Source organism: Roseivivax sp. (assembly GCF_054552075.1).
The window spans coordinates 1-24,110 of sequence record NZ_JBTOLZ010000020.1 but is presented as its reverse complement, the minus strand read 5'-3'; the positions used below and the strand labels follow the sequence as shown (position 1 = coordinate 24,110).

Genomic DNA, 24,110 nt, shown 5'->3' with positions numbered 1-24,110 from the left:
AGGGGCGCCCCGGTCCTTGTTATTCGATCAGACCGGCTTCGCGGAAATATTTCTCGGCGCCCGCGTGCAGCGGTGCGGAGAGACCGTCATTGGCCATTTCCTCGGGCACGAGGTTGGCGAAGGCCGGGTGCAGGCCCTTGAACTGGTCCATGTTCTCGAAGACCGCCTTGACGACCTCGTAGACCACTTCGTCGGCCACCTCGGCCGAGGTCACGAAGGTCGCGCCGACGCCGAAGGTCACGGTGTCCTCGTCGTTGCCGCGATACATGCCGCCGGGGATGGTGGCCTGGCGGTAGTAGGGGTTGGCCTCGATCAGCGACGCGGTGGCGTCGTTGTTCACCTCGACCAGCACGCTGTCGCAGGCGGTGGTCGCCTCCTGGATGGAGCCGGAGGGGTGGCCGACGGTGTAGACCATGGCGTCGATGTTGTTGTCGCAAAGCGCCTGGCTCTGTTCCGCCGCCTGCAGCTCGGAGGCCACGGCGAAGTCGTCCATCGACCAGCCCATCTCTTCCATCAGCACTTCCATGGTGCCGCGCTGGCCGGAGCCGGGGTTGCCGACGTTGACGCGCTTGCCCTCGAGGTCCTCGAAGCTCTCGATGCCGGCGTCGGCGCGGGCCACGACGGTGAAGGGCTCGGGGTGGACCGAGAATACCGCGCGCAGGTCTTCGAAGGCGCCCTGCTCTTCGAACTGCGAGGAGCCGTTGAAGGCGTGATACTGCCAGTCGGACTGCGCCACGCCGAACTCGAGCTCGCCGCCGCGGATGGCGTTGATGTTGTAGACCGAGCCGCCGGTCGACTCGACGCCGCAGCGGATGCCGTGCTCGGAGCGGCCGCGGTTCACCAGGCGGCAGATCGCGCCGCCAGTCGGGTAGTAGACGCCCGTGACGCCGCCGGTGCCGATGGAAATGAAGGTCTGGTCCTGCGCCGTGGCGGCGGTTGCGCCGATGGCGGTAGCGGCGGCCATGACGGCGCCGAACATAACTTTGGTCATGTCAATCTCCCTGTGCGTTCCGAGAATCGAAACTCGTATGGCTAAGGGAAACAATTCATTGCAATTGGTCAAGCCGACAATACAAATGTATCCCCAGACGCAGCCAGGGGATCGGAGGACGCGCTGACCGGCCAACCCGCCACATTGGACGACCTGCGCCGCGCCCTGCGGGCGGTGGCGGCCTCGGGTGCGCCCCGGGTCGCGGACCTCGCGCATTGGCTGTCGGACCAGCCCGAGGAGATCGCCTTCAACTCGGTCCGGGGGCTGGCCGACCGCTCGGGCGCCAATGCCAATACCGTTGTGCGGCTGGCCCATGCGCTGGGGTTTGGCGGCTACGACGCCTGCCGCTCGGCCTTTCAGGACGCGCTGCGACACGGCGGCGACATCTACGGGCGGCGCGCCGACAAGCTGCACGGCCGCCCCGGCCCCGCCGCCTTCGAGGCGCTGCGCGAGGCGGCGCATCGCAACCTCGCGACCGTCTTCAGCGACGAAACCCGCGAGGCGGTGGAACGGGCCGCCGAGCTGATGATCGGCGCGCGGCGCATCCATGTGATCGGCGTGCGGAGCTGTTTCGCCATCGCCGATTACCTGGTCTACACGCTGCGGATGGCGGTCGAGAACGTCGGCCCGCGCACCGGCGCGCCGGGCGACATCCGCGACCAGATCGCCGGCACCGGCCCCGAGGACGCGGTGCTGTCGATCACCTTTCCGCATTACTCGATCGAGACGGTGGCCGCCCACGAGCTGGCGCGCCAGCGCGGCGCCCGGACCATCGCGGTGACCGACGGGCCCGGAGCGCCGACGGCGCGCGGGGCGGATGTGCTGCTTTGTCCGGGCATGCACGGGCCGCAGCCCCTGCCGAGCATGATCGCCGCCTTTGCCCTGACCGAGGCGCTGACCGCGGCGATGATCCTGCGCTCCGAGGGCGCGCATCGAAACGTCGCGCGCTTCGAGCAGCGGCTGATGGAGGCCGGCGCCTATTGGCGCGGGTGAGTGGGGGCGGGTTCTCTCGAATGGTTGCAAGCGCGAGCTGATTGGGGCGCCCCTAGATGTCTCGGGCGACGGAATTGGCGTGAGCGTGGTCACATGGCTTCGAGGAAATGGATCGCCACCGGGGCGGAGACGTCGCTTAGGGGCAGCGCCCCGGTTGCGCCTCTTGTCATGACCGAAGACGGGGAGCCCCGGTCACGCGCCGCGCCGCCCTGCCCCGCTCAGTCCCCCGGCGCCCCCGGCGCCTCCGGAGCGGGCAGCACCGTGCCCTCGCAGGAGCCGAAGCCGATCCGATAGGGCCCCTCGCACCAGCCGCGCAGGGTCACGCTGTCGCCGTCCTGCAGGAAGCCGCGCTTCTCTCCATCCAGATCCAGCGGGTCGCGCCCGTTCCAGGTCATCTCGAGGAGCGAGCCGCAGCTTTCCGGGCTCTCGCCCGAGATCGTGCCCGAGCCCAGCAGGTCCCCCGGCCCCATGGCGCAGCCCGAAAGCGCGTGATGCGTCAGCTGCTGGGCGGCGGAATAATACATGCCGCGGTAGTTCGTCCGGCTGATGGTGACCGGCGTGCCGCCCGCGGGCGCCAGGTCGATTTCGAGGCGGATGTCGAAGTTGTTCGGCGTCGCCTCCTGCAGGTAAGGCAGCAGCTCGCGCTCGCGCGGCGGCGTCGGGCAGCGGAAGGGCTCCAGCGCGTCGCGCGTCACCACCCAGGGGCTGATCGAGGTGCCGAAGGCCTTGGCCTGGAACGGCCCGAGCGGCTGGTATTCCCAGACCTGGATGTCGCGCGCCGACCAGTCGTTCAAGAGCACGTAGCCGAAGATCATCTCGTAGGCCTCGGCGGTGCTGACCGGCTGGCCCATGGCATTGCCGGTGCCGACCAAAGCGCCGAGCTCCAGCTCGATGTCGAGCCGCGCCGAAGGACCGAGCCGGGGGGCGTCGTCCTCGGGGCCCTTGAGCTGACCCAGCGGGCGGCGGATCGCCGTGCCCGAGACCACCACCGTCGAGGCGCGCCCGTTGTAGCCGATGGGAATGTGCAGCCAGTTCGGCGTCAGCGCGTTCTCGGGGTCGCGGAACATGCTGCCGACATTGGTCGCATGCTCCTTCGAGGCGTAGAAATCGGTGTAGCTGCGCACGAAGACCGGCAGGTGCATCTGGGCCGCGGCCTGCGGCACCAGCGCCGCCTCGAGCGGCGCGCGCAGGCGTTCCTCGACGCCCGCCTCGAGCAGCCCCGCGATCTGCCGGCGGGTCTCGGTCCAGACCTCGGGGCCCAGCGCCATGAAGGGGTTCAGCACGCCCTGGTCGAAGACCGCCGTCTCGCCGCCCGGGCGCACCAGCCCCACCGCCTCGAGCGCGGTCAGATCGAGGATCGCCTCGCCGATGGCCACGCCGATCCGCACCGCCCCGTCGCCGGTCGAGAAGGCGCCGTAAGGCAGGTTCTGGATCGGAAAGTCGCAGGCCGGATCATTGGCGCTGTCGACCCAGGACCGGCGGGCGGGATCGTGGGTGTCGTCTTGGGCCATCTCTGTCCTCGCGGGGGTTGGGGATGTGGGGGGCTCAGGCGGGAGGTGTCGCGCGGCGGCGCCTGGTCCAAGGTCTCCGCCGCGCGCGGGCGTCTTGTCAACCGCCGGCCCGGGCCTCGCGCCAGACAATGAAGATGCCACTGGCGATGATCACCGCCGCGCCCGCGTAGGTGAAACCGTCCGGCACCTCGCGCCAGATCAGCCAGCCGAGCAGCGTCGCCCAGATCAGCGCGGTATAGTCGAAGGGCGCGACCACCACCGCCTCGGAGAGCCGGAAGGCCTGGGTCATCATGGTCATCCCCGCCGTGCCGAAAACCGCCACCCCGGCAAAGAGCCAGAGGTCGCCGGGCGCCACCGGCTGCCAGACGAACAGGCTTGCGATGCCGCTCAGCACCGCCCCCATGCCGACGAGGTAGAGCATCATCGTCCAGACGCTTTCGCGCGGATCGACCCAGCGGGCGCTGATCATCAGGACCGCGTAGACGAAGGCCGTGGCCAGCGGATAAAGCGAGGCCGGCTGGAAGGTGGCGCTGCCCGGGCGCACCACGATCAACACGCCGAGAAAGCCCACGAGCACCGCCGACCAGCGCTTCCAGCCGACCTCCTCGCCGAGAAACAGCGCCGAAAGCGCGGTGATGAAGACCGGCGCGGCGAAGATCAGCACTGTCGCCTCGGCCAGGCCCAGGTGCCGCAGCCCGGTGAAGAACAGATAGGCCGCGACCACCCAGAGGAGGCCGCGCACCAGATGCGCCCCCGGCCGGTGCGAGCGCAGCGCCGCCCGCCCGCCGAGGCCCAGCGCGATGCCCATGGCGATGGGCAGCGCGATGATGTTGCGCAGGAACAGGATCTGCACCGCCGAATAATCGGCGGTGAGGGTTTTTCCGAAGGCGTCGTTCACGCTCAGGCAGGCGACGCCGATGCACATGAGCGCGATGCCCCGCGCGGCGCTGGGGCGGGCCGCGGCCTGTGCCGCCGCGGCCTGCCGGGCGCCCGCCCGCGTCATTCCGCCGGCATGGCGCGGAACTCGCCCTGTTCGCGGGTCATCAGGCTGACCGCGACGATCGCCGCGAAGGCCGCGAGGAAGCCGGGGATGATCTCGTAGATGCCGGTCGCCGCCGCGAGGCCCGTCCAGATCCAGAGCATCACCACGCCCGCGCCGGTCACGAGCCCCGCGACCGCGCCCGCGCCGGTCATCCGCCGCCAGGTCAGCGAGAGGATCACCAGGGGACCGAAGGCCGCGCCGAAGCCCGCCCAGGCGTTGGCGACAAGGCCCAGCACCTGGCTCTCGGGGTCCGCCGCGATCAGCGCCGCGACGATGCCGACGGCGGCCACGGCCACCCGGCCCACGGTCACGATCTCGCCTTCGCTGGCCTCCTTGCGCAGGAAGAGCCGGTAGAAGTCCTCGGCCAGCGAGGAGGAGGAGACCAGGAGCTGGCTCGAGACCGTCGACATGATCGCCGCCAGGAGCGCGGCGAAGAGGAAGCCCGTCACCAGCGGGTGGAACAGCATCTCGGCCAGCACGATGAAGATGGTCTCGGAATCCTCGACCGCGATCTCGTTGCGCTCGATATAGGCGCGCCCGAGGATGCCGACGCCCACCGCGCCGATCAGCGACAGCCCCATCCAGGTCATCGCGATGTTGCGCGCGGTCGAGACCGCCGCCACCGATTTCACCGCCATGAAGCGCACGATGATATGCGGCTGGCCGAAGTAGCCGAGCCCCCAGGTCACCGCCGAAAGGAAGCCGATGAAGGTCAGCCCGCCGGTCAGCGACAGGAAGTTCGGATCGACCTCGGAAAGCGTCGCCGCCGCCTGGTCGGTGCCGCCGCCGTCACCGGCATACAGCACCACGAGCGGCATGATCACCAGCGCCAGCATCATGATGCAGCCCTGCACGAAGTCGGTCAGGCTCACCGCGAGGAAGCCGCCGACCACGGTGTAGACCAGCACGATCCCGAGCGTCAGCCAGACGCCGGTCAGATAGCCGCCGTCGAAGGCGCTCTGGAAGAGCTTGCCGCCGGCCACGAGGCCCGAGGCGGTGTAGACCGCGAAGAAGATCACGATGATCACCGCCGAGACGAGCCGGAGCGCCGTCGCCTGGGTCGGGAAGCGGTTGGCCAGGAAGGACGGGATGGTCAGCGCGTTGTCGTAGCGCTCGGTCTGTTCGCGCAGGCGCGGGGCGACGACGATCCAGTTGATCAGCGCGCCGACGAAAAGGCCGATGCCGATCCAGGCCTCGATGAGGCCGGTGGCGTAAAGCGCGCCGGGCAGGCCCAGGAGGAGCCAGCCGCTCATGTCGGAGGCGCCGGCCGACAGGGCCGCGACCGCGGGCGGCAGGTTGCGCCCGCCCAGAAGGTATTGTTCGGAATTGGAGGTGGACTTGCGATAGGCATAAAAGCCGATGCCCAGCATCAGCGCGAAATACGCGATGAGGCTGATCCAGACGCCGATTTGCATGAAATATCCCTTTCTTCGCTCCGTGCCTTGGGGACAGGGCGTCCCGGGGTCACAGGTAATCCGCGGACGCTAGCAGACATGGCCCGGGGGTAAACCCGCAGGCCGCTTGTGGCGGGCTTTGGCGTTGAAAAGACGGGGGAAACGGGGGCGCCGGGGTGTCGCCCCGGGGGAGCGTCCCGCCGCCACGGCTTGCGCATCCCGCCGCTTCGGCGAAAGCTGCGCGCGGGAGGAGCCATGAACTTACGACAGTTGGAATATTTCATCGCCATCGCCGAGGAGGGCTCGGTCTCGGCCGCCTCGCAGAAGCTGAACGTCGCGCAGCCCTCGCTGTCCCAGCAGATCAAGAAGCTCGAGGACAGCCTCGGCGTGCAGCTTCTCGAACGCTCCTCGCGGGGGGTGACGCTGACCGAGGCCGGGCTCCTGGCGCTCGACCGGGCCGAGCTGATCCTGCAGACGGTGGAGCGCGCGCGCTCGGACATCCGGCAGATGGGCTCGGACCCGGCGGGCGGGGTCAGCTTCGGGCTGCCCTCCTCGGTCTCCATGGTGCTCTCGGTGCCGCTCGCCGAGACCGTCCGCGCCGAGCTGCCGCTGGTGCGGCTGCGCGCGGTCGAGGCGATGTCGGGCTTCATCCAGACCTGGCTCGCCGACCAGGAGGTCGACCTGGGCATGCTCTACGACGTCTCGGGCGTGCGGCACCTGACCTATCGCGCCATCGTCTCGGAAGAGCTGCATTTCTTCTCGGCGCCCGATGCCTGGCCTTTCCGCAGCCGCGCGGGCGCGCCGGTGCCGATGGCGGATCTCGCCAAGGTCGACCTGGTGCTGCCCTCGAAGACCCATGGACTTCGGGCGCTGATCGACCGGGTGACCCGGGCGCATGGCGTGCACCTCGACGTGGTGACCGAGATGGACGCGCTGAGCCAGATCAAGACGCTGGTCTCGCGCGGGTCGGGCTACACGGTGCTGGCGCCCGCCGCGGCGCTCGACCGGGTGGAACGGGGCGAGCTCCTCATGGCGCCGATCGTCGATCCGGCGATCAGCCGCTCGGTCTACCTGGTGCACAACCCTGCCAAGCCGCAGACCCGCGCCGCCCAGGCGGTCGAGGAGGTCACCATGGAGGTGGTCCGCGACCTCGTGCGCCGCGGCATCTGGCGGGCGGAGCAGATCGACCCATAGACGAAACCTATGGGCGATAGCGACGAACCGTCTTTCCGCCCGTCCCGCCGCCTCCCTATCGTCGCGGCAACCGGCCCTGCCGGCGCGTTGCGCCGCGCGGGCCGCTCACGCGAGGGAGGAGAACGGCCATGAACGTTCAGAACGACGCGCGGGGGGCCTCGGTCACGGCCGCCTCGGACGGTATATTCATCGACAATGGCTGGCGGGCCTCGGCCTCGGGCAAGACCCTGGCGGTGCTGGCCCCGGCCACCGGCCGCGAGATCACCCGCATCGCCGATGGCACCGCCGCCGACATCGACCTGGCGGTCGAGGCCGCGCGCCGCGCCTTCGAGGGCGCCTGGGGTGGCCACAGCGCCACCGAGCGCGGCCGCATCCTGCAGCGGCTGGGCCAGATCATCACCGAGAACGAGGACGAGCTGACCGCGCTCGAGGCCGCCGACACCGGCAAGCCGATGAGCCAGGCGCGCGGCGACGTGCGGGCCTGCGCGCGCTACTTCGAGTATTACGGTGCCGCCGCGGACAAGGTGCACGGCACGCAGATCCCCTTCATGCAGGGCTATCTCGCGGTGACCGAGCATCTGCCCTACGGCGTGACCGGGCATATCATTCCCTGGAACCTGCCCGCGCAGATGTTCGGGCGCACGATCGCGCCGGCCCTGGCCATGGGCAACGCCTGCGTGCTGAAGCCCGCCGAGGACGCCTGCCTCTCACCGATCCGGCTTTGCGAGCTGGCCGCCGAGGCGGGGCTGCCGCCGGGCGCGCTGAACTGCGTGCCGGGCCGGGGCGAAAGCGCGGGCGCGGCGCTTTCGGGCCATCGCGGCATCGACTACATCTCCTTCACCGGCTCGCCGCAGGTGGGCGAGCTGGTGCAGATCGCGGCGGCCAAGAACCACATCGGCTGCACGCTGGAGCTGGGCGGCAAGAGCCCGCAGGTGATCTTCGAGGACGCCGATCTCGACGCGGCGATCCCGGTCATCGTGACCGCGATCACCGTCAACGCCGGGCAGACCTGTTCCGCCGGCAGCCGGGTGCTGGTGCAGGAAGGGTTGAAGGATGCGCTGCTGGAGCGCCTGGCCGCGGCGTTTTCCGAGGTGGTCGCGGGCCCGCCCGAGGCCGACTGCAAGCTCGGCCCGCTGGTCAACGCCACCCAGAAACGCCGGGTGGAGCGCTTCTTCTCGCAGGCCGAGGCCGACGGCATCCCGATCGTGGCCGAGGGCAAGATCGCGCCCGGGGCCGACCCCGAGGGCTATTTCGTCGTGCCCCGCGTCTACGGCCCGGTGCCGCATGACAACGTGCTGAGCCAGGAAGAGGTCTTCGGGCCGGTCCTGTCGGTGGTGACCTTCCGCGACGAGGCCGAGGCCATCGAGAAGGCCAATGACACCGACTACGGGCTGGTCGGCGCGGTCTGGTCCAAGGACGGCAGCCGCGCGATGCGGGTCGCGCGCCGGATCGTGGCGGGCCAGGTCTTCGTGAACGGCTACGGCGCCGGCGGCGGGATCGAGCTGCCCTTCGGCGGCATGAAGAAATCCGGCCACGGGCGCGAGAAGGGTTTCGAGGCGCTCCTGGATTTCTCGACCACCCGGACGCTGGTGGTGAAACACGACTGAGGCTTTCGACCCTCTCCCTGAGCTGCGCGCCGGTCCCTCGGATCGGCGCGTTTTTTGTGCCGGGAGGCGGAGAAAGCGGCGGGCTACGGAGCGGCGCGGGTTGAGGAGGGGTCGGGATTTGAACAAGCGCCCCCTGCCCTGTCTTTGACTTAATATCAGAGACTTGGCCGCCAAACCTCATCCTGACTTCGCGGCACTGTCAGCGCCTTGCCCTTCCCCGCACAGCCCTCGCACGCTGCTCTCACACACCCTCCACACAACAAAAGGGCCGCCCCGCGGGACGGCCCTTCCGGCAGAATATGCAGCCAAGGCTCAGACGCAGCGACCGCCGTCGACCTCCATGACCGTGCCGGTCAGGAACTCCGCCTCGTCCGAGGCCAGGAAGGCCGCCGCATTGGCCACGTCGCGGGGCTCGGAGAGCCGGCCCATGGGCACGCTGGCGATGAACTTCGCGCGGTTCTCGGGCGTGTCGGGCAGCCCCATGAAATTCTCCAGAAGCGCCGTGACCCCCATCACCGGCGCCAGCGCGCAGACGCGGATGTTGTCGGGCGCCAGCTCCACCGCGAGCGACTTGGTCATGATGTTGGCCGCCCCCTTCGAGCTGTTGTACCAGGTCAGGCCCGGACGCGGGCGGATGCCGGCGGTCGAGGTCACATTGATCATCACGCCGCCGTCGCCCTCGCGCCAGCGCGGCACGATCGACTTGGTCATGTGGAAGATCGACATCACGTTGACGTCGTAGAGCTTCCGCATGGTGGCCTCGTCGGTCTCCATCAGCGGCGCGTTCTTGTTCGACCAGCCGGCGTTGTTCACGATGACGTCGATCCGGCCGAACTCCTCGGTGACGCGGGCCACGGCGGCCTCCACGTCCTCGGCCTTGGAGACGTCGCAGGTGACCGCGATGGCGCCATTGCCGATCTCGCCGGCGACGCGCTTGGCGCCCTCGGCGTTCATGTCGACGATGGCGATCTTGGCGCCCTCGGCCGCGAATTTCTGCGCGATGCCTTCCCCGAAGCCCGAGGCGGCCCCGGTCACGAGGCAGATTTTGTCCTTCAGTCGCATGTCTCTCTCCTGTCAGGCGGCTTGGTGTTCGGCCTCCGCGATCTCGCCGCGCTCGATGACGAGCGTGCGGCGCGCGAAGGATTTCAGAAGCGCGGGGTTCGACTCGGTCACGATCACCGTGACCTCGGGATCGACCTCGCGCAGGCGGCCCAGCGCCTCGCCGTAGCGCTGCGCCAGCGCCGGGGCGAGGCCCTGGAAGGGTTCGTCGAGCATCAGCAGCCGGGTGCCGAGCATCAGCGCCCGGCCGAGGGCCACCATCTTGCCCTGCCCGCCCGAGACCGCACCCGCCGGGCGGTCGGCCATCTCGCGCAGTTCGGGCAGGACGCGGTAGACCTTGTCGAGCCGCGCGGCCTGGGTGTCGGGGTCGAGCTTGGCGACCTCGCCCGGCAGGCGGATGTTCTCTTCCACGGTGAAGCCCGAAAACAGGCGCCGGTCCTCGGGGGCGTAGCCGATGCCGAGGCCGGGCCGGCGCGAGGCGCGCATCCTGGTGATGTCCTCGCCGCCGATCAGGATCTGGCCCTTCACGTCGGTGAAGCCCATGACGCTGCGCAGCGTGGTGGTCTTGCCCGCGCCGTTGCGGCCGATCAGGGCCACGGTCTCGGAGGGGGCGATCTTCACGTTCAGCCCGCGCAGGATCGGGACATTGCCGATATGCACGTCGGTGTTGCGGAACTCGAGCATCAGGCGGCCTCCTCTCCGATCACGTCGCGGATCACGTCGGGGTGGGCCAGGATCTCCTCGGGGGTGCCGCGGAGCTGCACCTCGCCGGAGTTCCAGACCGCCACCTCGTCGGCGTAGTTCTTCACGATGCCCATGTCGTGCTCGACGAAGACCGCGGTCACCGCGGCCTGGGACAGCGCGGCCACGAGGATCTCCATGATCTCGAATTTCTCCGAGCTGGCGACGCCCGAGGTGGGTTCGTCCATGAGCAGGAGCCGGGGTTTCAGCGCCAGCGCCACGGCGATGTCGATGAGCTTGCGCTGCCCCTCGGAAAGCTCCAGGACCGGGCGGTCGGCCACATCCGCGCAGCCCACCAGATCGAGCAGCTCCAGCATCTCGCGGCGCTCGGGCTGAGCGCCCATCGACAGGAGCGGCGACTGCCGCCCCTCGCGGGCCGAGACGGCGATCATCAGGTTTTCCAGCGCCGTGTGCTCGGTGAAGAGCTGCGGGATCTGGAAGGCGCGGGCGACGCCCCGCCGGACGATCTTGCGCGGCGGCAGATGGGTGACCTCCTCGCCGCGGAAGAAGACCTGCCCCTTGGTCGGCTTGATCCAGCCGGTGCAGATGTTGAGGAAGGTGGTCTTGCCCGCGCCGTTCGGCCCGATGATCGCGAGGTTGCGGCCCTCGGCGATGGTCAGGTCGACGTGGTCGGCGGCCACCACGCCCCCGAAGCGGATCTCGAGCCCGCGGGCTTCCAGAAGCGGCGTCGTCATGTGCGGGCCTCCTTGGTTTGCACGGCGGCTTGCGCGGAGGTCTTCTCCTCGCGCGCGGCGGCGCGGCGCGGCGAGATGCGGTCCATCAGCGCGCCGTAGATGCCCATCAGGCCCGAGGGCGCGAAGAGGATGATCGCCAGCAGGAAGGCCCCGAGCACGAGCTGCCAGACATCGGCGGCGAAGGCCGCGGCGTAGATGCGGACCACCTCGTAGGCGATGGCGCCGGCGACCGCGCCGGGGATCGAGCCGACCCCGCCGAGGACCGCGATGAAGACCATCTCGCCCGAGCGGATCCAGTAGGCATAGGCCGGGGTCACGATTCCCTGGGCGGTGGCGACCAGCACGCCGCCGAGCCCGCAGAGCACCGCCGAAAGGATGTAGCCCTTGAGCAGCGTCGCCTGGGCCGAGATGCCGAGGTATTCCAGCCGCGTCTCGTTGGTCTTCACGGTCTGGAACAGCTGCCCCACCGGCGAGCCGAGCCAGCGCGTGGCGAACCAGCCGAGCCCGAGCGTCAGCGCCAGCGCCAGGTAGTAGAGCAGCAGCTCGAAAGGCGCGCGGTCGAGCGCCAGGCCCAGGACCTCGGGCCGGGCCAGCCGCAGCCCGTCGGCGCCGCCGGTCAGGTGGTAGAACTTCTCGAGCACCGACCAGAAGATCATCGAGAAGGCGAGGTTCAGCATCCCGAAGAAGATCCCCCGGTAGCGCACCACGAAAAGCCCCACGAGCAGCCCCGAGACCGCCGCGCCGGCAGCCCCCACGAAGAGCAGCAGGAACAGGTCGTCGAGGTTCGAGGCCGCCGCGAAGGCCGCGGCATAGGCGGCGATGCCGAAGAACAGCGCGTGGCCGAAGCTGACCTGGCCCGCGCGCAACAGAAGCGTGACGCCCATGACCGCGATGCCCTTGGCCAGGGCCAGGGTCATCAGCACCTGGAGCGAGGGTGCCAGCATCGGCACCAGCGCCAGGGCGAGGATCGCGAGCACGGGAATGAGGATGCGGATCTGCATGGCGGCCTCCTTCAGATCTTGCGGGCCGCGGGCGTGCCGAAGAGCCCCTCGGGACGCACCAGCAGGACGGCGAGCATGATGAGATAGGGCACGAGCACCTGCAGCTCGGGCATGGCGTAGGTCGCGGCCGAGCGCCCGAGCCCGATCAGGAGCGCGGCAATCGCCGCCCCCTCGATCCGGCCCAGCCCGGCGGTGGCGACCACGGCGAAGCTCAGGACGATCATCTCGGCCCCGATGCCCGGCAGGACGCTGGTCGTCGGCGAGGCGAGCGCGCCGCCGAGCCCGGCGAGCGCCGCGCCCAGGACGAAGGTCATCAGGTAGACCCTGTCGGCGTCGATGCCGATCGAGCGCGCGGCCTCGCGGTCCTCGGTCACGGCGGTGATCAGCTTGCCGGTCAGCGTGCGGCGCAGGAAGAGCCGCAGCCCGATCAGCGTCAGCAGCGCGACCACCGGCAGCAGGATAAGCTGGTAGCTGGTGTAATAGACCCCGAAGACCTGGATATTGCCCAGGAGCTGCAGCGCGGAGCTTTCGAAATAGGGCTGGTTGCCCCAGACCAGGCGCTGCACGTCCTCGAGGATCATGAAGACCGCGAAGGTCACCAGGAGCTGCAGCACCTCGGACTTGGCGTAGATCCGGCGCAGGAGCAGCCGCTCGATCGGCGCGCCCAGAAGCACGCCCACCAGCGCGGCGGCGATCAGCATCAGCGGAAAGGCCAGGATCGGCGAATAACCCGCCGCGACCACGGCCCCGCCGATCGAGGCGGTCAGATAGGCGCCGATCGCGTAGAGCGAGCCATGCGCCACGTTGAGAATGCGCAGGACGCCGAAGATCAGCGTCAGTCCCACCGCGACCATGAAGACCAGCGCGGCATAGGAGACGCCGTCGAAGACGGCGAGAAGGATCAATGACAGGTTCATGTCGGGCCTAAGTCTGGGAACGTGAGAAGGCCCGGCCCCCGCAAAAGGGGGACCGGGCGGGTGACGATCAGTCGAAGGTCGTCGGTTCGATCTTCTCGACGAAGTCGGGGCTCAGCGCGCCGACCCAGTCGATGGAGCTTTCGCCGACCGGGGTGGTCAGCTCGGCGCCGTCGAAGATCATCATGTTCTCCAGCGTGGCGAAGGGATAGTCGCCGCTCTGCACCGTGGTGCCGATGAGCTGCGCCTCGACGCCCTGGTGGTCGCCCTCGCGGATGGTCACCGGACGGCCCATGCCCTGGAACTCGAGCCCCTCGTAGGCCGCGATCAGCTCCTGGTCGTCGGGCCAGCTGCCGCCGTTCGCCTCCATGGCCTCGGCATAGGCTGCCTTCAGGGCCTCGAAGGCCTGGACCATGTGGAAGACCGAGTAGATCGGATAGGCGCCGGTCTCTTCCTTGAAGGACGACACGAAGCTGTCGAAACGCTCGGTGCCGACCATCTCGGGATGGGCGAAGTAGTGGTCACCGCGGCCGCCGACGATCACCCCGTCGGGCAGTGCCGGGCCAAGCGCCTCGAGCGAGCTTTCCGCCAGCGGCAGGACGAACTGCGACTGCTGGGTCAGCCCGCGCTGCGCGGCCTGCTGCACGAAGGTGTTGAGATCCCCGCCCCAGGAGGTCGAGAGGATCACGTCCGGCCGGGTGGCCGAAAGCCGCGAGATCTCGGTCGAGAAGTCCGGCGCGCCGAAGGCGGGGAAGAACTCGCCCACCACCTCGACGTCGGGCTTCATCGCCTTGAGCGCGGTCGAGAAGATGTCCCAGCTGTCGCGGCCCCAGGCGTAGTCCTGGTTCACCACGGCGATGGTCTCGAAGTCGGGCTGGGTCTTCAGCAGGTAGAGCACGACCGCCAGCATCTCGGCGGTGGCGTGGCTCTGGGTGCGGAAGACGTAGTCGTAGTCGCCCTCTTCGAAGACCCGCTGCGTGCCGCAGTCCCACATGATGTTGATGACCTCGAGATCCTCGGCCAGCGGGGCGATCTGCATGCAGTTGCCCGAGGAGATCCCCGAGAACATGATGTCGGCGCCCTCTTCCTCGACCAGGCGGCGGTATTCGGTGGTCAGCGCCTCGCCGCCCGCGCCCTCGTCGATGAAGCTGATCTCGAGCGGCACGCCCGCGATCCCGCCCTCGGCGTTGATCTCCTCGGCGAGCATCTGGGCCGCGTCGCGCGCCGGCACGCCGAAGACCGAGGCCGGCCCGGTCAGGAAGGTCGCGACGCCGATCTTGAGGGCGTCGGGCTTGTCCTGTGCCTGGGCCGCCCCGGTCCCGAGGGCCGTGGCGAGAATGGTTGCGCTGAGCAATGTGCGTGTCAGCATCGTGGTCTCCTCCCTAGAAGCGCTGCCACCGGACACCGGCGCAGCCTTGCAAGGACGATAGGCACGGGGGATGGAGCGGTGGAAATAGCGTCTGGATGCATCGGCTATACCTCTGGCCTATGGCCGGGCCTGACGATCCGCCGCAGCGCGGGGTGATAGGATTTCTCTATGGGCGACACATCTTGCGCATATTGGCCCGCGCGGACGGGATGCGGGACAGTCGGTGAAGGACAGCGAAAGGAGATCAGGCGATGGCGGACCTCGAGGGAGTGACGGTTGTCAGCGTGGAACATGCGGTGGCGGCCCCCTATGCCTCCTCGCGGCTGGCCGATGCCGGCGCGCGGGTGATCAAGGTCGAGCGGCCCGAGGGCGATTTCGCCCGCGGCTACGACTCCCTGGCCAAGGGCTCGAGCGCCTATTTCGTCTGGCTGAACCGCGGCAAGGAAAGCATCGCGCTGAACCTCAAGGACGCGGGCGACGCGGCGATCCTCGACACCATGCTGGCCGAGGCGGATGTCTTCATCCAGAACCTCGGCCCCGGGGTGATCGAGCGGCTGGGCTTTGATTTCGCGCGCCTTTCAGAGGCCAATCCCAAGCTCATCATGTGCGCGATCTCGGGCTACGGCAGCGAGGGGCCGCGCGCCAAGCAGAAGGCTTATGACCTGCTGATCCAGGCCGAAAGCGGGCTGGCGGCGATCAACGGCACGCCCGAGGGCCCGGCCCGGGTCGGCGTCTCGGTCTGCGACATCGCCGCGGGGATGACCGCCTACCAGTCGATCCTCGAGGCGCTGATCGGGCGCGGGATCACCGGCAAGGGCCGCTACATCGAAGTCTCGCTCTATCACGCCATGGCGGACTGGATGAACGTGCCCTACCTGCAGCACCACTACGGCGGCAAGACGCCGGGCCGGCAGGGGCTGCGGCATCCGACCATCGCGCCCTACGGCGCCTTCGAATGCGCCGACGGCAAGGTCATGCTGCTCTCGATCCAGAACGACCGCGAATGGGCCAAGCTCTGCGCCGCGCTCGGCGCGCCGGAGATGGCCGAGGAGCCGGCGCTGGCCACCAACACGCTCCGGGTCGAGAACCGTGCCCGCACCGATGCCTTCGTCGCGGGCGAGATCGCCAAGCGCGACCGGGAGGAGAACATCCGCCTGCTCGAGGAGGCGCGTATCGCCGTCGGCCGGCTCTCGGACATGCAGGACGTGGTGGAGCATCCGCAGAACCGCTTCATCGAGGTCGAGACCAAGGGCGGGCCGGTCTCGCTCCTGAGCCCCGGCGCCGTGGTGCGCGCGGGCGCCGAGCCCAAGAGCTACGGCCCGGTGCCCGAGCTCGACGAACACGGCGAAAAGCTGCGCGGCGAGTTCGGACAGCGGCGCGCCGCGACGGGCTGAGCGGGCGCGCGGGCCACGGCGGGGTGACAAGGCGCGCGGGCGGAGGGCCGCCTGCGCGCGCCCTGCCCCGCCGCGCTTGGGCCCTCTGCCCGGCGCGTCGAGGCCCCTGCGCAGTGCCTGCCTCAGCGGCCCCTGCCCCGCGCTTCGAGGCGCCTGCCTCAACGCCCGCTGTCCCGCACCTGACGGCGCGAGGCAGCACGCACGCCTAATTCCGCCTCAGGCGCTCCGCCGCCAGCGCTTCGGGCCGATCTCGTGGATCGACTGCCCCCTGGTGTCCACCGCGACCGTGACCGGCATGTCCTCGACCCTCAGCTCGTAGATCGCCTCCATCCCGAGGTCCTGGTAGGCCACGGGCGTCGAGGATTTGATCGCCTTGGAGACCAGGTAGGCCGCCCCGCCCACCGCGATCAGGTAGACCGCGCCGTGCTTGCGGATCGCCTCGATCGCCGCTTCCCCGCGCTCGGCCTTGCCGACCATGAGCTTCAGCCCGGTCTCCGAGAGGATCCGATCGGTGAACTTGTCCATCCGGGTCGAGGTCGTGGGCCCCGCGGGGCCGATCACCTCGCCGCGCACCGGGTCGACCGGGCCGACGTAGTAGATCGCCCGGCCCTTCAGATCGACCGGCAGCGGCTCGCCCCGGTCGAGCGTCTCGACCATGCGCTTATGCGCGGCGTCCCGCCCGGTGTAGAGCGTGCCGTTCAGAAGCACCGTCTGCCCCGGCGCGAGCCCTGCCAGCGTCGCCTCGTCGAGCGCGTCGAGGTCGAGCCGCACCGCCTCGCCGGTCTCGGAGGCGATCTCCTCGGGCCAGAGCGACAGGTCCGGCGCGGTGAACTCTGCCGGCCCCGAGCCGTCGAGTGTAAAATGCAGGTGCCGCGTCGCCGCGCAATTGGGAATGAGCGAGACCGGCAGCGAGGCCGCATGGGTCGGGAAATGCCGGATCTTCACGTCCAGCACCGTGGTCAGCCCGCCGAGCCCCTGCGCCCCGATCCCCAGCGCATTGACCCTATCGAGGATCTCGAGCCGCAGCTCCTCCACCCGGTCGCGGGGGCCGCGCGCACGCAGCTCGGTGATGTCGATGGGTTCGTTCAGCACCGCCTTGGCCATGGCCATGGACTTGTCGACCGAGCCCCCGACGCCGATGCCCAGCATGCCCGGCGGGCACCAGCCCGCGCCCAGCGTCTCGACCGTGTTCACCACCCAGTCGGCGATGGAATCCGAGGGGTTCAGCATGGCGAACTTCGACTTGTTCTCCGAGCCGCCGCCCTTGGCCGAGACGGTGATCTCCACCTTGGCGCCGGCGACCATGTTGACCTGCACCATGGCCGGCGTGTTGTCCCCGGTGTTCTTCCGCGCATCGAGCGGATCGCGCACGATCGAGGCCCGGAGCGGGTTGTCATCATGGGTGTAGGCGCGGCGCGCGCCCTCGTCGACGATCTCCTGCAGGGGGCGGGTCCAGGCCAGCTCTGCCTCGACGCCCACGTCGACGAAGACATTGACCGAGCCCGTGTCCTGGCAGATCGGCCGATGCCCCAAAGCGCACATGCGGCTGTTGGTGAGGATCTGCCCGATCGCCTGCTTGGCCCCGGGGTTCTCCTCGCGGGCATAGGCCTCGGACATGGCGGCAATGAAGTCCGGCGGGTGGTAGTAGGAGATATACTGCAGCGCCTCGGCGACGCTCTGGGCGACGTGCTCCTCGGTGATCGGCATGGGGGTCCTCCCTGGGGGGTGTGGGGGCGGTTGGGGTGTTGGGGTGGGGTTGGGTTGGTGTGGTTTGAGTGGGGTTGGCGTTGGTGGCTCTTGGGAGCGAGTTGGGTTTGGGTGTAGGGATGTGTGGGTCTTGGCCGGTGTGAAGCAGTGTTTTGCTGGTGTCGTCATGGGGCGGTTTGGGCGGTTTGATGTGGCGTGAAACTGCCAGGCCTAGCCTAGTGTCCGGCAGGTTGCTCCCAGAACCCAGTAAGCCTCTGGCCCGCAGCACACCGTCCCGTCTCAGCACGCGGCGCGCTTTTCCTCTCTCCCTTTAAGCCCATGACCCGCTGCGCCCCTCCTCCTACGTGAGACCCTGGCCCCGAGCCGCGCAGACCCACGCAACATGGCAAGCCCGCAAGCCCGGCAACACGACCCGCCTCGTAGCCCGTTGATACGCCCCGCCCCCTTTCAGGCCAAGGGTCCCTCCGGCGACCCTGAGACAACCACACCAGCCACGGCCAACCAAATCCTTGCACTCAGCGGCCCGACACCTGTCGACAACATCACCTGTTGCGGCGTCTCCCCGACCCCGCGGCTCACGCATCCCCGGCCCAACCCCGCCACAACCCAAAAGAGAGTCTTGCGCTAACATCCCCACTGCCCCAAAATGCCCCAACGCATCCGGGCCCCGCCCCGCAGCGGTCAGGCCGCCTTTGCACACCAAGGCATCGCCCCAAGCGGGCCTTCGCCGCCCCTGCCCCGCGCCCCCAGAATTTCCTTTCGATTCCCCCTCGAATCCGCTAGGCGTTCACCCATGAACAAGGCCTCTCACCGCGCCTTTTTCACCGGACCGCCACGGCGAGCTCCGATGCGGTAGCCGTTCCGACGCATGCCCCAGACCACCGACCGAGAAATCTCCGACGACGTCCGCTTCCGCGTGCTGCGCGCGCTCGAACAGGACCCCAACCTCTCCCAGCGCGCGCTGGCGGAAGAAACCGGCGTGAGCCTCGGCCTCGTCAACTACTGCCTCCGCGGCTTGGTCGAGAAAGGCCACATCAAGGTCCGCAACTTCCGAAATTCGCGCAACAAGCTGGGCTATGCCTATGTGCTGACCCCGCAGGGGATCGCCGCCCGGGTCGCGCTGACCCGGCGGTTTCTGAAGCGGCGGGTGGCGGAGTACGAGGTGCTGAAGGCGGAGATTGAAGGGCTGCGCCGGGAGATTGAAGAGGATGGTGAGGGGTGATGGCTGGTAGCTTGCGTTATCGAGCTTTCCGTTCAGCGCCCTACCGTTTTCCTAATTGAAATTTCCGAAAGCACAAAATGAGTTTTGAGAGCATCCAATGATAACAGTGATTGGCGGATCGGGCTTCATCGGTACGCGCCTATGTCAGAACCTCGCGGATCGACAAATTGCGTTTGAGATCGTCGACCTGCGCAAAAGTGGCCGGTTTCCGGAGAGAACCAAGATTGCAGATATCCGCGACTTCGATGCCCTGCGCGAGGCGGTCACGGGCGACACCATCATCAATCTCGCAGCGGTACATCGGGATGATGTCCGTGACAAAAGCGAATATTACACAACCAATGTCGATGGCACACGCAATGTCTGCGACGTCGCCGCCGAGAAAGGCATTCGGCGGATCGTCTTTACAAGCACCGTAGCCGTCTATGGTTTCGCTGAGCCTGACACGGGTGAAGATGGCGCGATCAACCCGTTCAACGATTACGGCAAATCCAAATTTGACGGGGAAGAAGTTCTGCGTGCGTGGCATAGAGACGCCTCAGAGAGCCGAGATCTGGTCATCGTCCGCCCGACCGTCGTCTTTGGTGAGGGCAATCGCGGCAATGTCTACAACTTGCTCAAGCAAATTGCCTCGGGTCGCTTCCTGATGGTAGGCAATGGCGAGAACCGGAAGTCCATGGCCTATGTTGGCAACGTGGCGGCCTTTTTGGAAACAGCTGCTGAACGCGGCGCTGGGTATCATGTCTACAACTACGTCGACAAACCCGACTACGACATGAACAAGCTTGTCGCAAAGGTCCGCAAGCAGCTATCGGGTAAACAAGGGGTGGGCGCTCGATTGCCGTATTGGCTTGGTCTGCTTCTTGGGTATGTTGCAGACGGTGTCGCAAGCATCACGGGCAAGTCGCTCCCTGTCTCCTCAATCAGAGTAAAGAAGTTCTGCGCCACAACTGCGTTTGCGAGCAATGCGACCGCATTAGATGGGTTTACCGCGCCCTTTTCTCTTGGAGATGCGCTGCACCGAACCTTGGAGGCCGAGTTCATCAATCCCGATCCAAACCGAGAAATTTTCTTCACCGAATAAAGGCGCTTTTTCGACTTATCGTTACGCGAGAAGCCGACCCATCGATTTCCGTGAAATAAAAGGAACAAATTTTGACCAAAGACTACATCGTGAAGGACATCTCACTTGCGGGCTACGGTCGCAAGGAGCTGGACATCGCCGAGACGGAAATGCCGGGCCTGATGGCCTGCCGCGAGGAGTTCGGCGCGGAGCAGCCGCTGAAGGGCGCGCGGATCGTGGGCTCGCTCCACATGACGATCCAGACCGCCGTTCTGATCGAGACGCTGACCGCGCTTGGCGCCGATGTCCGCTGGGCGTCGTGCAACATCTTCTCCACCCAGGACCACGCCGCCGCCGCCATCGCCGAGGCGGGCGTGCCGGTCTTCGCGATCAAGGGCCAGACGCTGGAAGAGCATTGGGATTACCTCGACAAGTCGTTCCAGTTCGAGGACGGCCCCAACATGATCCTCGACGATGGCGGGGACGCGACGCTCTACGTTCTGCTCGGCGCACGCGCGGAAGCGGGCGAGGACATCATCCCCGTGCCGCAATCCGAGGAGGAAGAGGTAGTCAAGGCGCAGATCAAGAAGCGCATGGCGCAAAGCCCCGGCTGGTTCACCAAGGTGCGCGACCAGATCAAGGGCGTCTCCGAGGAGACGACGACCGGCGTGAACCGCCTCTATCAACTGGTCAAGGAAGGCCAGCTGCCCTTCCCCGCGATCAACGTCAACGACAGCGTCACCAAGTCGAAATTCGACAACAAGTACGGCTGCAAGGAAAGCCTCGTCGACGGCATCCGCCGCGCCACCGACACGATGATGGCCGGCAAGGTCGCGGTCGTGCTGGGCTATGGCGATGTGGGCAAAGGCTCTGCCGCGTCCCTGCGTGGTGCGGGCGCGCGCGTGAAGGTGACCGAGGTCGATCCGATCTGCGCGCTGCAGGCGGCGATGGACGGCTTTGAGGTCGTTCTGCTGGAAGACGTGATCGACAGCGCGGACATCTTCATCACCACGACCGGCAACAAGGACGTCATCCGCATCGAGCACATGCGCGAGATGAAGGACATGGCGATCGTCGGCAATATCGGCCATTTCGACAATGAAATTCAGGTGGCGAGCCTGAAGAACCACAAATGGACCAACATCAAGGACCAGGTGGACATGATCGAGATGCCCTCGGGCAATCGCATCATCCTGCTCTCCGAGGGCCGTCTTCTGAACCTCGGCAACGCCACCGGCCATCCGTCCTTCGTGATGTCGGCCTCCTTCACCAACCAGGTGCTGGCGCAGATCGAGCTCTGGAAGAACGGCGGCGAGTACGAGAACAAGGTCTACATCCTGCCCAAGCATCTCGACGAGAAGGTCGCGCGGCTGCATCTCGACCGGATCGGAGTGAAGCTGACGCCGCTCGCGCCCGAGCAGGCCGCCTATATCGGCGTCTCGCCCGAAGGCCCCTTCAAGCCCGAACATTACCGGTATTGATTTACGAAAGAGTTTTTATGTCCCGTATTGACTATATCTTCACCTCGGAATCCGTGTCCGAGGGGCATCCCGACAAGGTGTGCGACCGGATCTCCGATGCGATCCTCGATGCGCTTCTGGCCGAGGACAAGCTGGCGCGCGTCGCCTGCGAGACCTTCGCCACCACCAACCGCGTGGTGATCGGCGGCGAGGTCGGTCTGACCGATCAGGCCAAGCTCGCCGAATACATGGAGCGCATCCCCGACATCGCCCGCGCCTGCATCCGGGACATCGGCTATGAACAGGACAAGTTCCACTGGAACACCTGCGAGATCACCAACCTCCTGCACGAGCAATCGGCCCATATCGCCCAGGGCGTGACCGGCGAGCGTGGCGACGAGGGCGCGGGCGATCAGGGCATCATGTTCGGCTACGCCACGAACGAGACCGACGCGCTGATGCCGGCGCCCATCCAGTTCAGCCACGCCATCCTGAAGCGGCTGGCCGAAGTGCGTAAATCCGGCGCCGAGCCGCTTCTACGGCCCGATGCGAAATCGCAGCTCTCGGTGCGCTACGAGAACGGCAAGCCCGTGGGCGTGACGCAGATCGTGCTGTCGACGCAGCATGCCGATGAGGGGCAGAGCTCGGACGATATCCGCGCCATCGTGGAACCTTACATTCGCGAGGTTCTGCCCGAAGGCTGGATCACCGACGCGACAGAGTGGTGGGTGAATCCCACCGGCACCTTCGTGATCGGCGGCCCCGACGGCGATGCGGGCCTGACGGGCCGCAAGATCATCGTGGACACCTATGGTGGTGCGGCGCCCCATGGCGGCGGGGCGTTCTCGGGCAAGGACCCGACCAAGGTGGACCGTTCGGCGGCCTATGCGGCGCGGTACCTGGCGAAGAACGTGGTGGCAGCGGGTCTGGCCGAGCGCTGCACGATCCAGCTGTCCTACGCGATCGGCGTGGCGAAGCCCCTGTCGATTTATTGCGACACGTTCGGCACGGGCGAAGTGGATGCGGCGGCGATCGAGCGCGCGATCCCGAAGGTGATGGACCTCACGCCGCGTGGCATCCGCACGCATCTCGATCTCAACAAGCCGATCTATGAGCGCACCGCGGCCTACGGGCATTTCGGGCGTGAACCGGATGCGGATGGCGGGTTTTCGTGGGAGAAGACGGATCTCGTGAAGGCATTAATCGGAAATTTGTGAAATACCAAGATGATAATTAACACAAACCAGCATGAAAAGCCACGCATACTTTTATGCTCTTACCCAAGTGATTTGTCCGGCGTTCCTATTTACGTGCAAAAGATCAGCAACCAGCTCTGCAAAGATTATGAAATCAAAATCCTTACAAAAGAACTAGGACCAGCATTCCAGACTAACCGCCTCGCGGACGAAATTAAGGTCGTCACCGAAAATAATTTATCCAAGGGATTTTCATTAAATAGCCTCCTCACCGCTAAAAGAATAATTCAGAAAAATTGCGACGAATTCCAGCCCGAAATATTGCATTTGAATGGCGCAATGTTCTCGATTGCAGGAAGACTTATAAGACCCCGCCACAGACCAAAGCTTTTGGTCACACACCACGGACCATCATTCGGTATCGATATAGGGCTAATGCAATCGGCGTTCTTACTTCCATTAGAATTTATTTTGCGCTTTTACTCACCCGCACATCATATCATAATATCAAAAAAAGATAAATCACATCTTTCAAAGTCATTACTCTTAAAAGAAAAGGACATGTCTTACATTATAAATTTTGGAGGGGCGGCGGATCCAGTCACACTAAACGACGCAGAATCTGAAAAGAAAGACGGGATACATTTATTATCTGTTGCCGGCTTTCGACCTCAGAAAAATCACACCTTATTGTTTAAAATATTTAACATCCTGCCGGATCATTATTTCTTAACTTTAGTTGGGCCTAAAACGGAAGGTAAGGAAATAAAGACATTGGCAAAAAAACTCTTACACCATCATAAACTTGGGAAAGTTACCTTCGTGGGGGAAAGCAGTAATGTGAATAAGTATTACCAAAAATCTGACATATTTATTTTGACCAGCAACTATGAAGGTATGCCACTATCAGCAATTGAAGCGCAATTTCATGGATTGCCTGTAATAATGCGATACACCGGAGGGGCAGATGAAATTTGCATGCCTGAAAGTGGGGTGTCGATTCGATCGAAAAGACCTCAACTATACGCCAATGCAATAGAAAAAATAATTGAGCAAAAGAAAGTGGGGAGGTATACAAGGAAAGAAATTTCCAATAACGCAAAAAATAAATTCAGCGAAGAGGTCTTTATAAAAAAAATGCATGAAACATATAAAAAAGTTTTAAGCGAATAGTGATGTTCAGCGCTGACTTTATTTTGCAAAAACAGCTATGTGTCTTGGGTGGGGCTGTTGAGAACTTCAGGCTTGGGTGGTGTTTCCCCTTTACCAAGTACATCAGGCGTACGAGCGACTTTCTGGTACCGAGGATTGAAAAACGGTTCATAAGTGCGCTGCGAATTCAGAATGTAGCATCTTGGAAATCCGGGGCGCTCTCGTCAACTATTTCTTCGTATACCTTGAGACAGCGCATCCAATTAGGTATTTAGTCCGGGCATCTGGTGGATCGGATTGACGATGGATCGATCTGGCTCTGAAGTCCAGATTTCGCAGATGTATTCGTAGGGCGTGAGTCCGCTGAGCGTCTTTAGACGACTGGCGAAGTTGTAAGCGTTCAAG

At 65.9% G+C, this 24,110-nt stretch carries 20 protein-coding genes and 1 pseudogene; 9 read left to right on the top strand and 12 right to left on the bottom strand.

Annotation, left to right across the window (positions count from 1 at the left end):
• Positions 1-19 precede the first annotated feature (19 nt).
• Positions 20-991 (bottom strand): TAXI family TRAP transporter solute-binding subunit, encoded by a 972-nt coding sequence (locus ACX938_RS14575; protein ID WP_459431601.1) that lies wholly within the window; start codon positions 989-991, stop codon positions 20-22.
• A 144-nt stretch (positions 992-1,135) separates the two neighbouring features.
• Between ACX938_RS14575 and ACX938_RS14570 the strand changes: the two genes are divergently transcribed.
• Positions 1,136-1,984: a MurR/RpiR family transcriptional regulator gene (locus ACX938_RS14570; RefSeq protein WP_232754769.1), complete on the top strand. Its 849-nt coding sequence runs from the start codon at positions 1,136-1,138 to the stop codon at positions 1,982-1,984.
• Positions 1,985-2,202: 218 nt separating this feature from the next.
• Here the strand turns inward: ACX938_RS14570 and fahA are convergent, their stop codons facing one another.
• The 3 genes from fahA to putP form a co-directional block, all read right to left on the bottom strand.
• Positions 2,203-3,495, bottom strand: coding sequence for a fumarylacetoacetase (gene fahA, locus ACX938_RS14565; RefSeq protein WP_459431600.1), 1,293 nt, complete (start codon positions 3,493-3,495; stop codon positions 2,203-2,205).
• 97 nt (positions 3,496-3,592) lie between these two features.
• A complete protein-coding gene (locus tag ACX938_RS14560) occupies positions 3,593-4,498 on the bottom strand; it encodes a DMT family transporter (protein WP_459431599.1) in 906 nt (301 codons plus the stop codon).
• Positions 4,495-5,952, bottom strand: coding sequence for a sodium/proline symporter PutP (gene putP, locus ACX938_RS14555; RefSeq protein WP_232754772.1), 1,458 nt, complete (start codon positions 5,950-5,952; stop codon positions 4,495-4,497). Before putP ends, ACX938_RS14560 begins: the two co-directional genes overlap by 4 nt.
• 234 nt (positions 5,953-6,186) lie before the next feature.
• Between putP and ACX938_RS14550 the strand changes: the two genes are divergently transcribed.
• Both ACX938_RS14550 and ACX938_RS14545 read left to right on the top strand, forming a co-directional pair.
• A complete protein-coding gene (locus tag ACX938_RS14550; protein WP_232754773.1) occupies positions 6,187-7,125 on the top strand; it encodes a LysR family transcriptional regulator in 939 nt (312 codons plus the stop codon).
• 128 nt (positions 7,126-7,253) lie between these two features.
• Positions 7,254-8,732: an aldehyde dehydrogenase family protein gene (locus ACX938_RS14545; protein WP_459431598.1), complete on the top strand. Its 1,479-nt coding sequence runs from the start codon at positions 7,254-7,256 to the stop codon at positions 8,730-8,732.
• A gap of 312 nt (positions 8,733-9,044) precedes the next feature.
• Here the strand turns inward: ACX938_RS14545 and ACX938_RS14540 are convergent, their stop codons facing one another.
• The 6 genes from ACX938_RS14540 to ACX938_RS14515 form a co-directional block, all read right to left on the bottom strand.
• A complete protein-coding gene (locus ACX938_RS14540; RefSeq protein WP_232754775.1) occupies positions 9,045-9,794 on the bottom strand; it encodes an SDR family oxidoreductase in 750 nt (249 codons plus the stop codon).
• 12 nt (positions 9,795-9,806) lie between these two features.
• Complete coding sequence (locus tag ACX938_RS14535; protein ID WP_232754776.1) at positions 9,807-10,475, bottom strand: ABC transporter ATP-binding protein; 669 nt, start codon at positions 10,473-10,475, stop codon at positions 9,807-9,809.
• Entirely contained in the window at positions 10,475-11,227 is a 753-nt protein-coding gene (locus tag ACX938_RS14530; RefSeq protein WP_459431597.1) for an ABC transporter ATP-binding protein, read from the bottom strand. Before ACX938_RS14530 ends, ACX938_RS14535 begins: the two co-directional genes overlap by 1 nt.
• A complete protein-coding gene (locus ACX938_RS14525) occupies positions 11,224-12,228 on the bottom strand; it encodes a branched-chain amino acid ABC transporter permease (RefSeq protein WP_232754778.1) in 1,005 nt (334 codons plus the stop codon). The genes ACX938_RS14530 and ACX938_RS14525 overlap by 4 nt, the downstream gene beginning before the upstream one ends.
• Before the next feature lie 11 nt (positions 12,229-12,239).
• Positions 12,240-13,145 carry a branched-chain amino acid ABC transporter permease gene (locus tag ACX938_RS14520; RefSeq protein ID WP_459431596.1) on the bottom strand — a complete coding sequence of 302 codons (906 nt, stop codon included), beginning with the start codon at positions 13,143-13,145 and terminating at the stop codon, positions 12,240-12,242.
• A 67-nt stretch (positions 13,146-13,212) separates the two neighbouring features.
• On the bottom strand, positions 13,213-14,511 hold the full coding sequence (locus ACX938_RS14515; protein WP_459431595.1) for an ABC transporter substrate-binding protein: 1,299 nt from the start codon (positions 14,509-14,511) through the stop codon (positions 13,213-13,215).
• Positions 14,512-14,762: 251 nt separating this feature from the next.
• Here ACX938_RS14515 and ACX938_RS14510 point away from each other — a divergent pair, with 251 nt between their 5' ends.
• Positions 14,763-15,905 (top strand): CaiB/BaiF CoA transferase family protein, encoded by a 1,143-nt coding sequence (locus ACX938_RS14510; protein ID WP_459431594.1) that lies wholly within the window; start codon positions 14,763-14,765, stop codon positions 15,903-15,905.
• A gap of 216 nt (positions 15,906-16,121) precedes the next feature.
• Here ACX938_RS14510 and ACX938_RS14505 read toward each other — a convergent pair whose 3' ends face one another.
• Positions 16,122-17,612 (bottom strand): fumarate hydratase, encoded by a 1,491-nt coding sequence (locus tag ACX938_RS14505; protein WP_459431593.1) that lies wholly within the window; start codon positions 17,610-17,612, stop codon positions 16,122-16,124.
• Between the two features lie 868 nt (positions 17,613-18,480).
• Here ACX938_RS14505 and ACX938_RS14500 point away from each other — a divergent pair.
• The 5 genes from ACX938_RS14500 (at position 18,481) to ACX938_RS14480 (ending at position 23,726) form a co-directional block, all read left to right on the top strand.
• Entirely contained in the window at positions 18,481-18,834 is a 354-nt protein-coding gene (locus tag ACX938_RS14500; protein ID WP_459431592.1) for a MarR family EPS-associated transcriptional regulator, read from the top strand.
• Between the two features lie 97 nt (positions 18,835-18,931).
• Positions 18,932-19,918, top strand: a complete 987-nt coding sequence (locus ACX938_RS14495; RefSeq protein ID WP_459431591.1) for an NAD-dependent epimerase/dehydratase family protein — start codon at positions 18,932-18,934, stop codon at positions 19,916-19,918.
• Positions 19,919-19,989: 71 nt separating this feature from the next.
• Positions 19,990-21,378 carry an adenosylhomocysteinase gene (ahcY, locus tag ACX938_RS14490; RefSeq protein ID WP_459431590.1) on the top strand — a complete coding sequence of 463 codons (1,389 nt, stop codon included), beginning with the start codon at positions 19,990-19,992 and terminating at the stop codon, positions 21,376-21,378.
• 17 nt (positions 21,379-21,395) lie between these two features.
• Complete coding sequence (gene metK / locus ACX938_RS14485) at positions 21,396-22,574, top strand: methionine adenosyltransferase (RefSeq protein WP_459431589.1); 1,179 nt, start codon at positions 21,396-21,398, stop codon at positions 22,572-22,574.
• Positions 22,575-22,583: 9 nt separating this feature from the next.
• Complete coding sequence (locus ACX938_RS14480) at positions 22,584-23,726, top strand: glycosyltransferase family 4 protein (protein ID WP_459431588.1); 1,143 nt, start codon at positions 22,584-22,586, stop codon at positions 23,724-23,726.
• 242 nt (positions 23,727-23,968) lie between these two features.
• Here the strand turns inward: ACX938_RS14480 and ACX938_RS14475 are convergent.
• Positions 23,969-24,110 (bottom strand): annotated as a pseudogene (locus tag ACX938_RS14475) (IS481 family transposase); the annotation flags it as partial.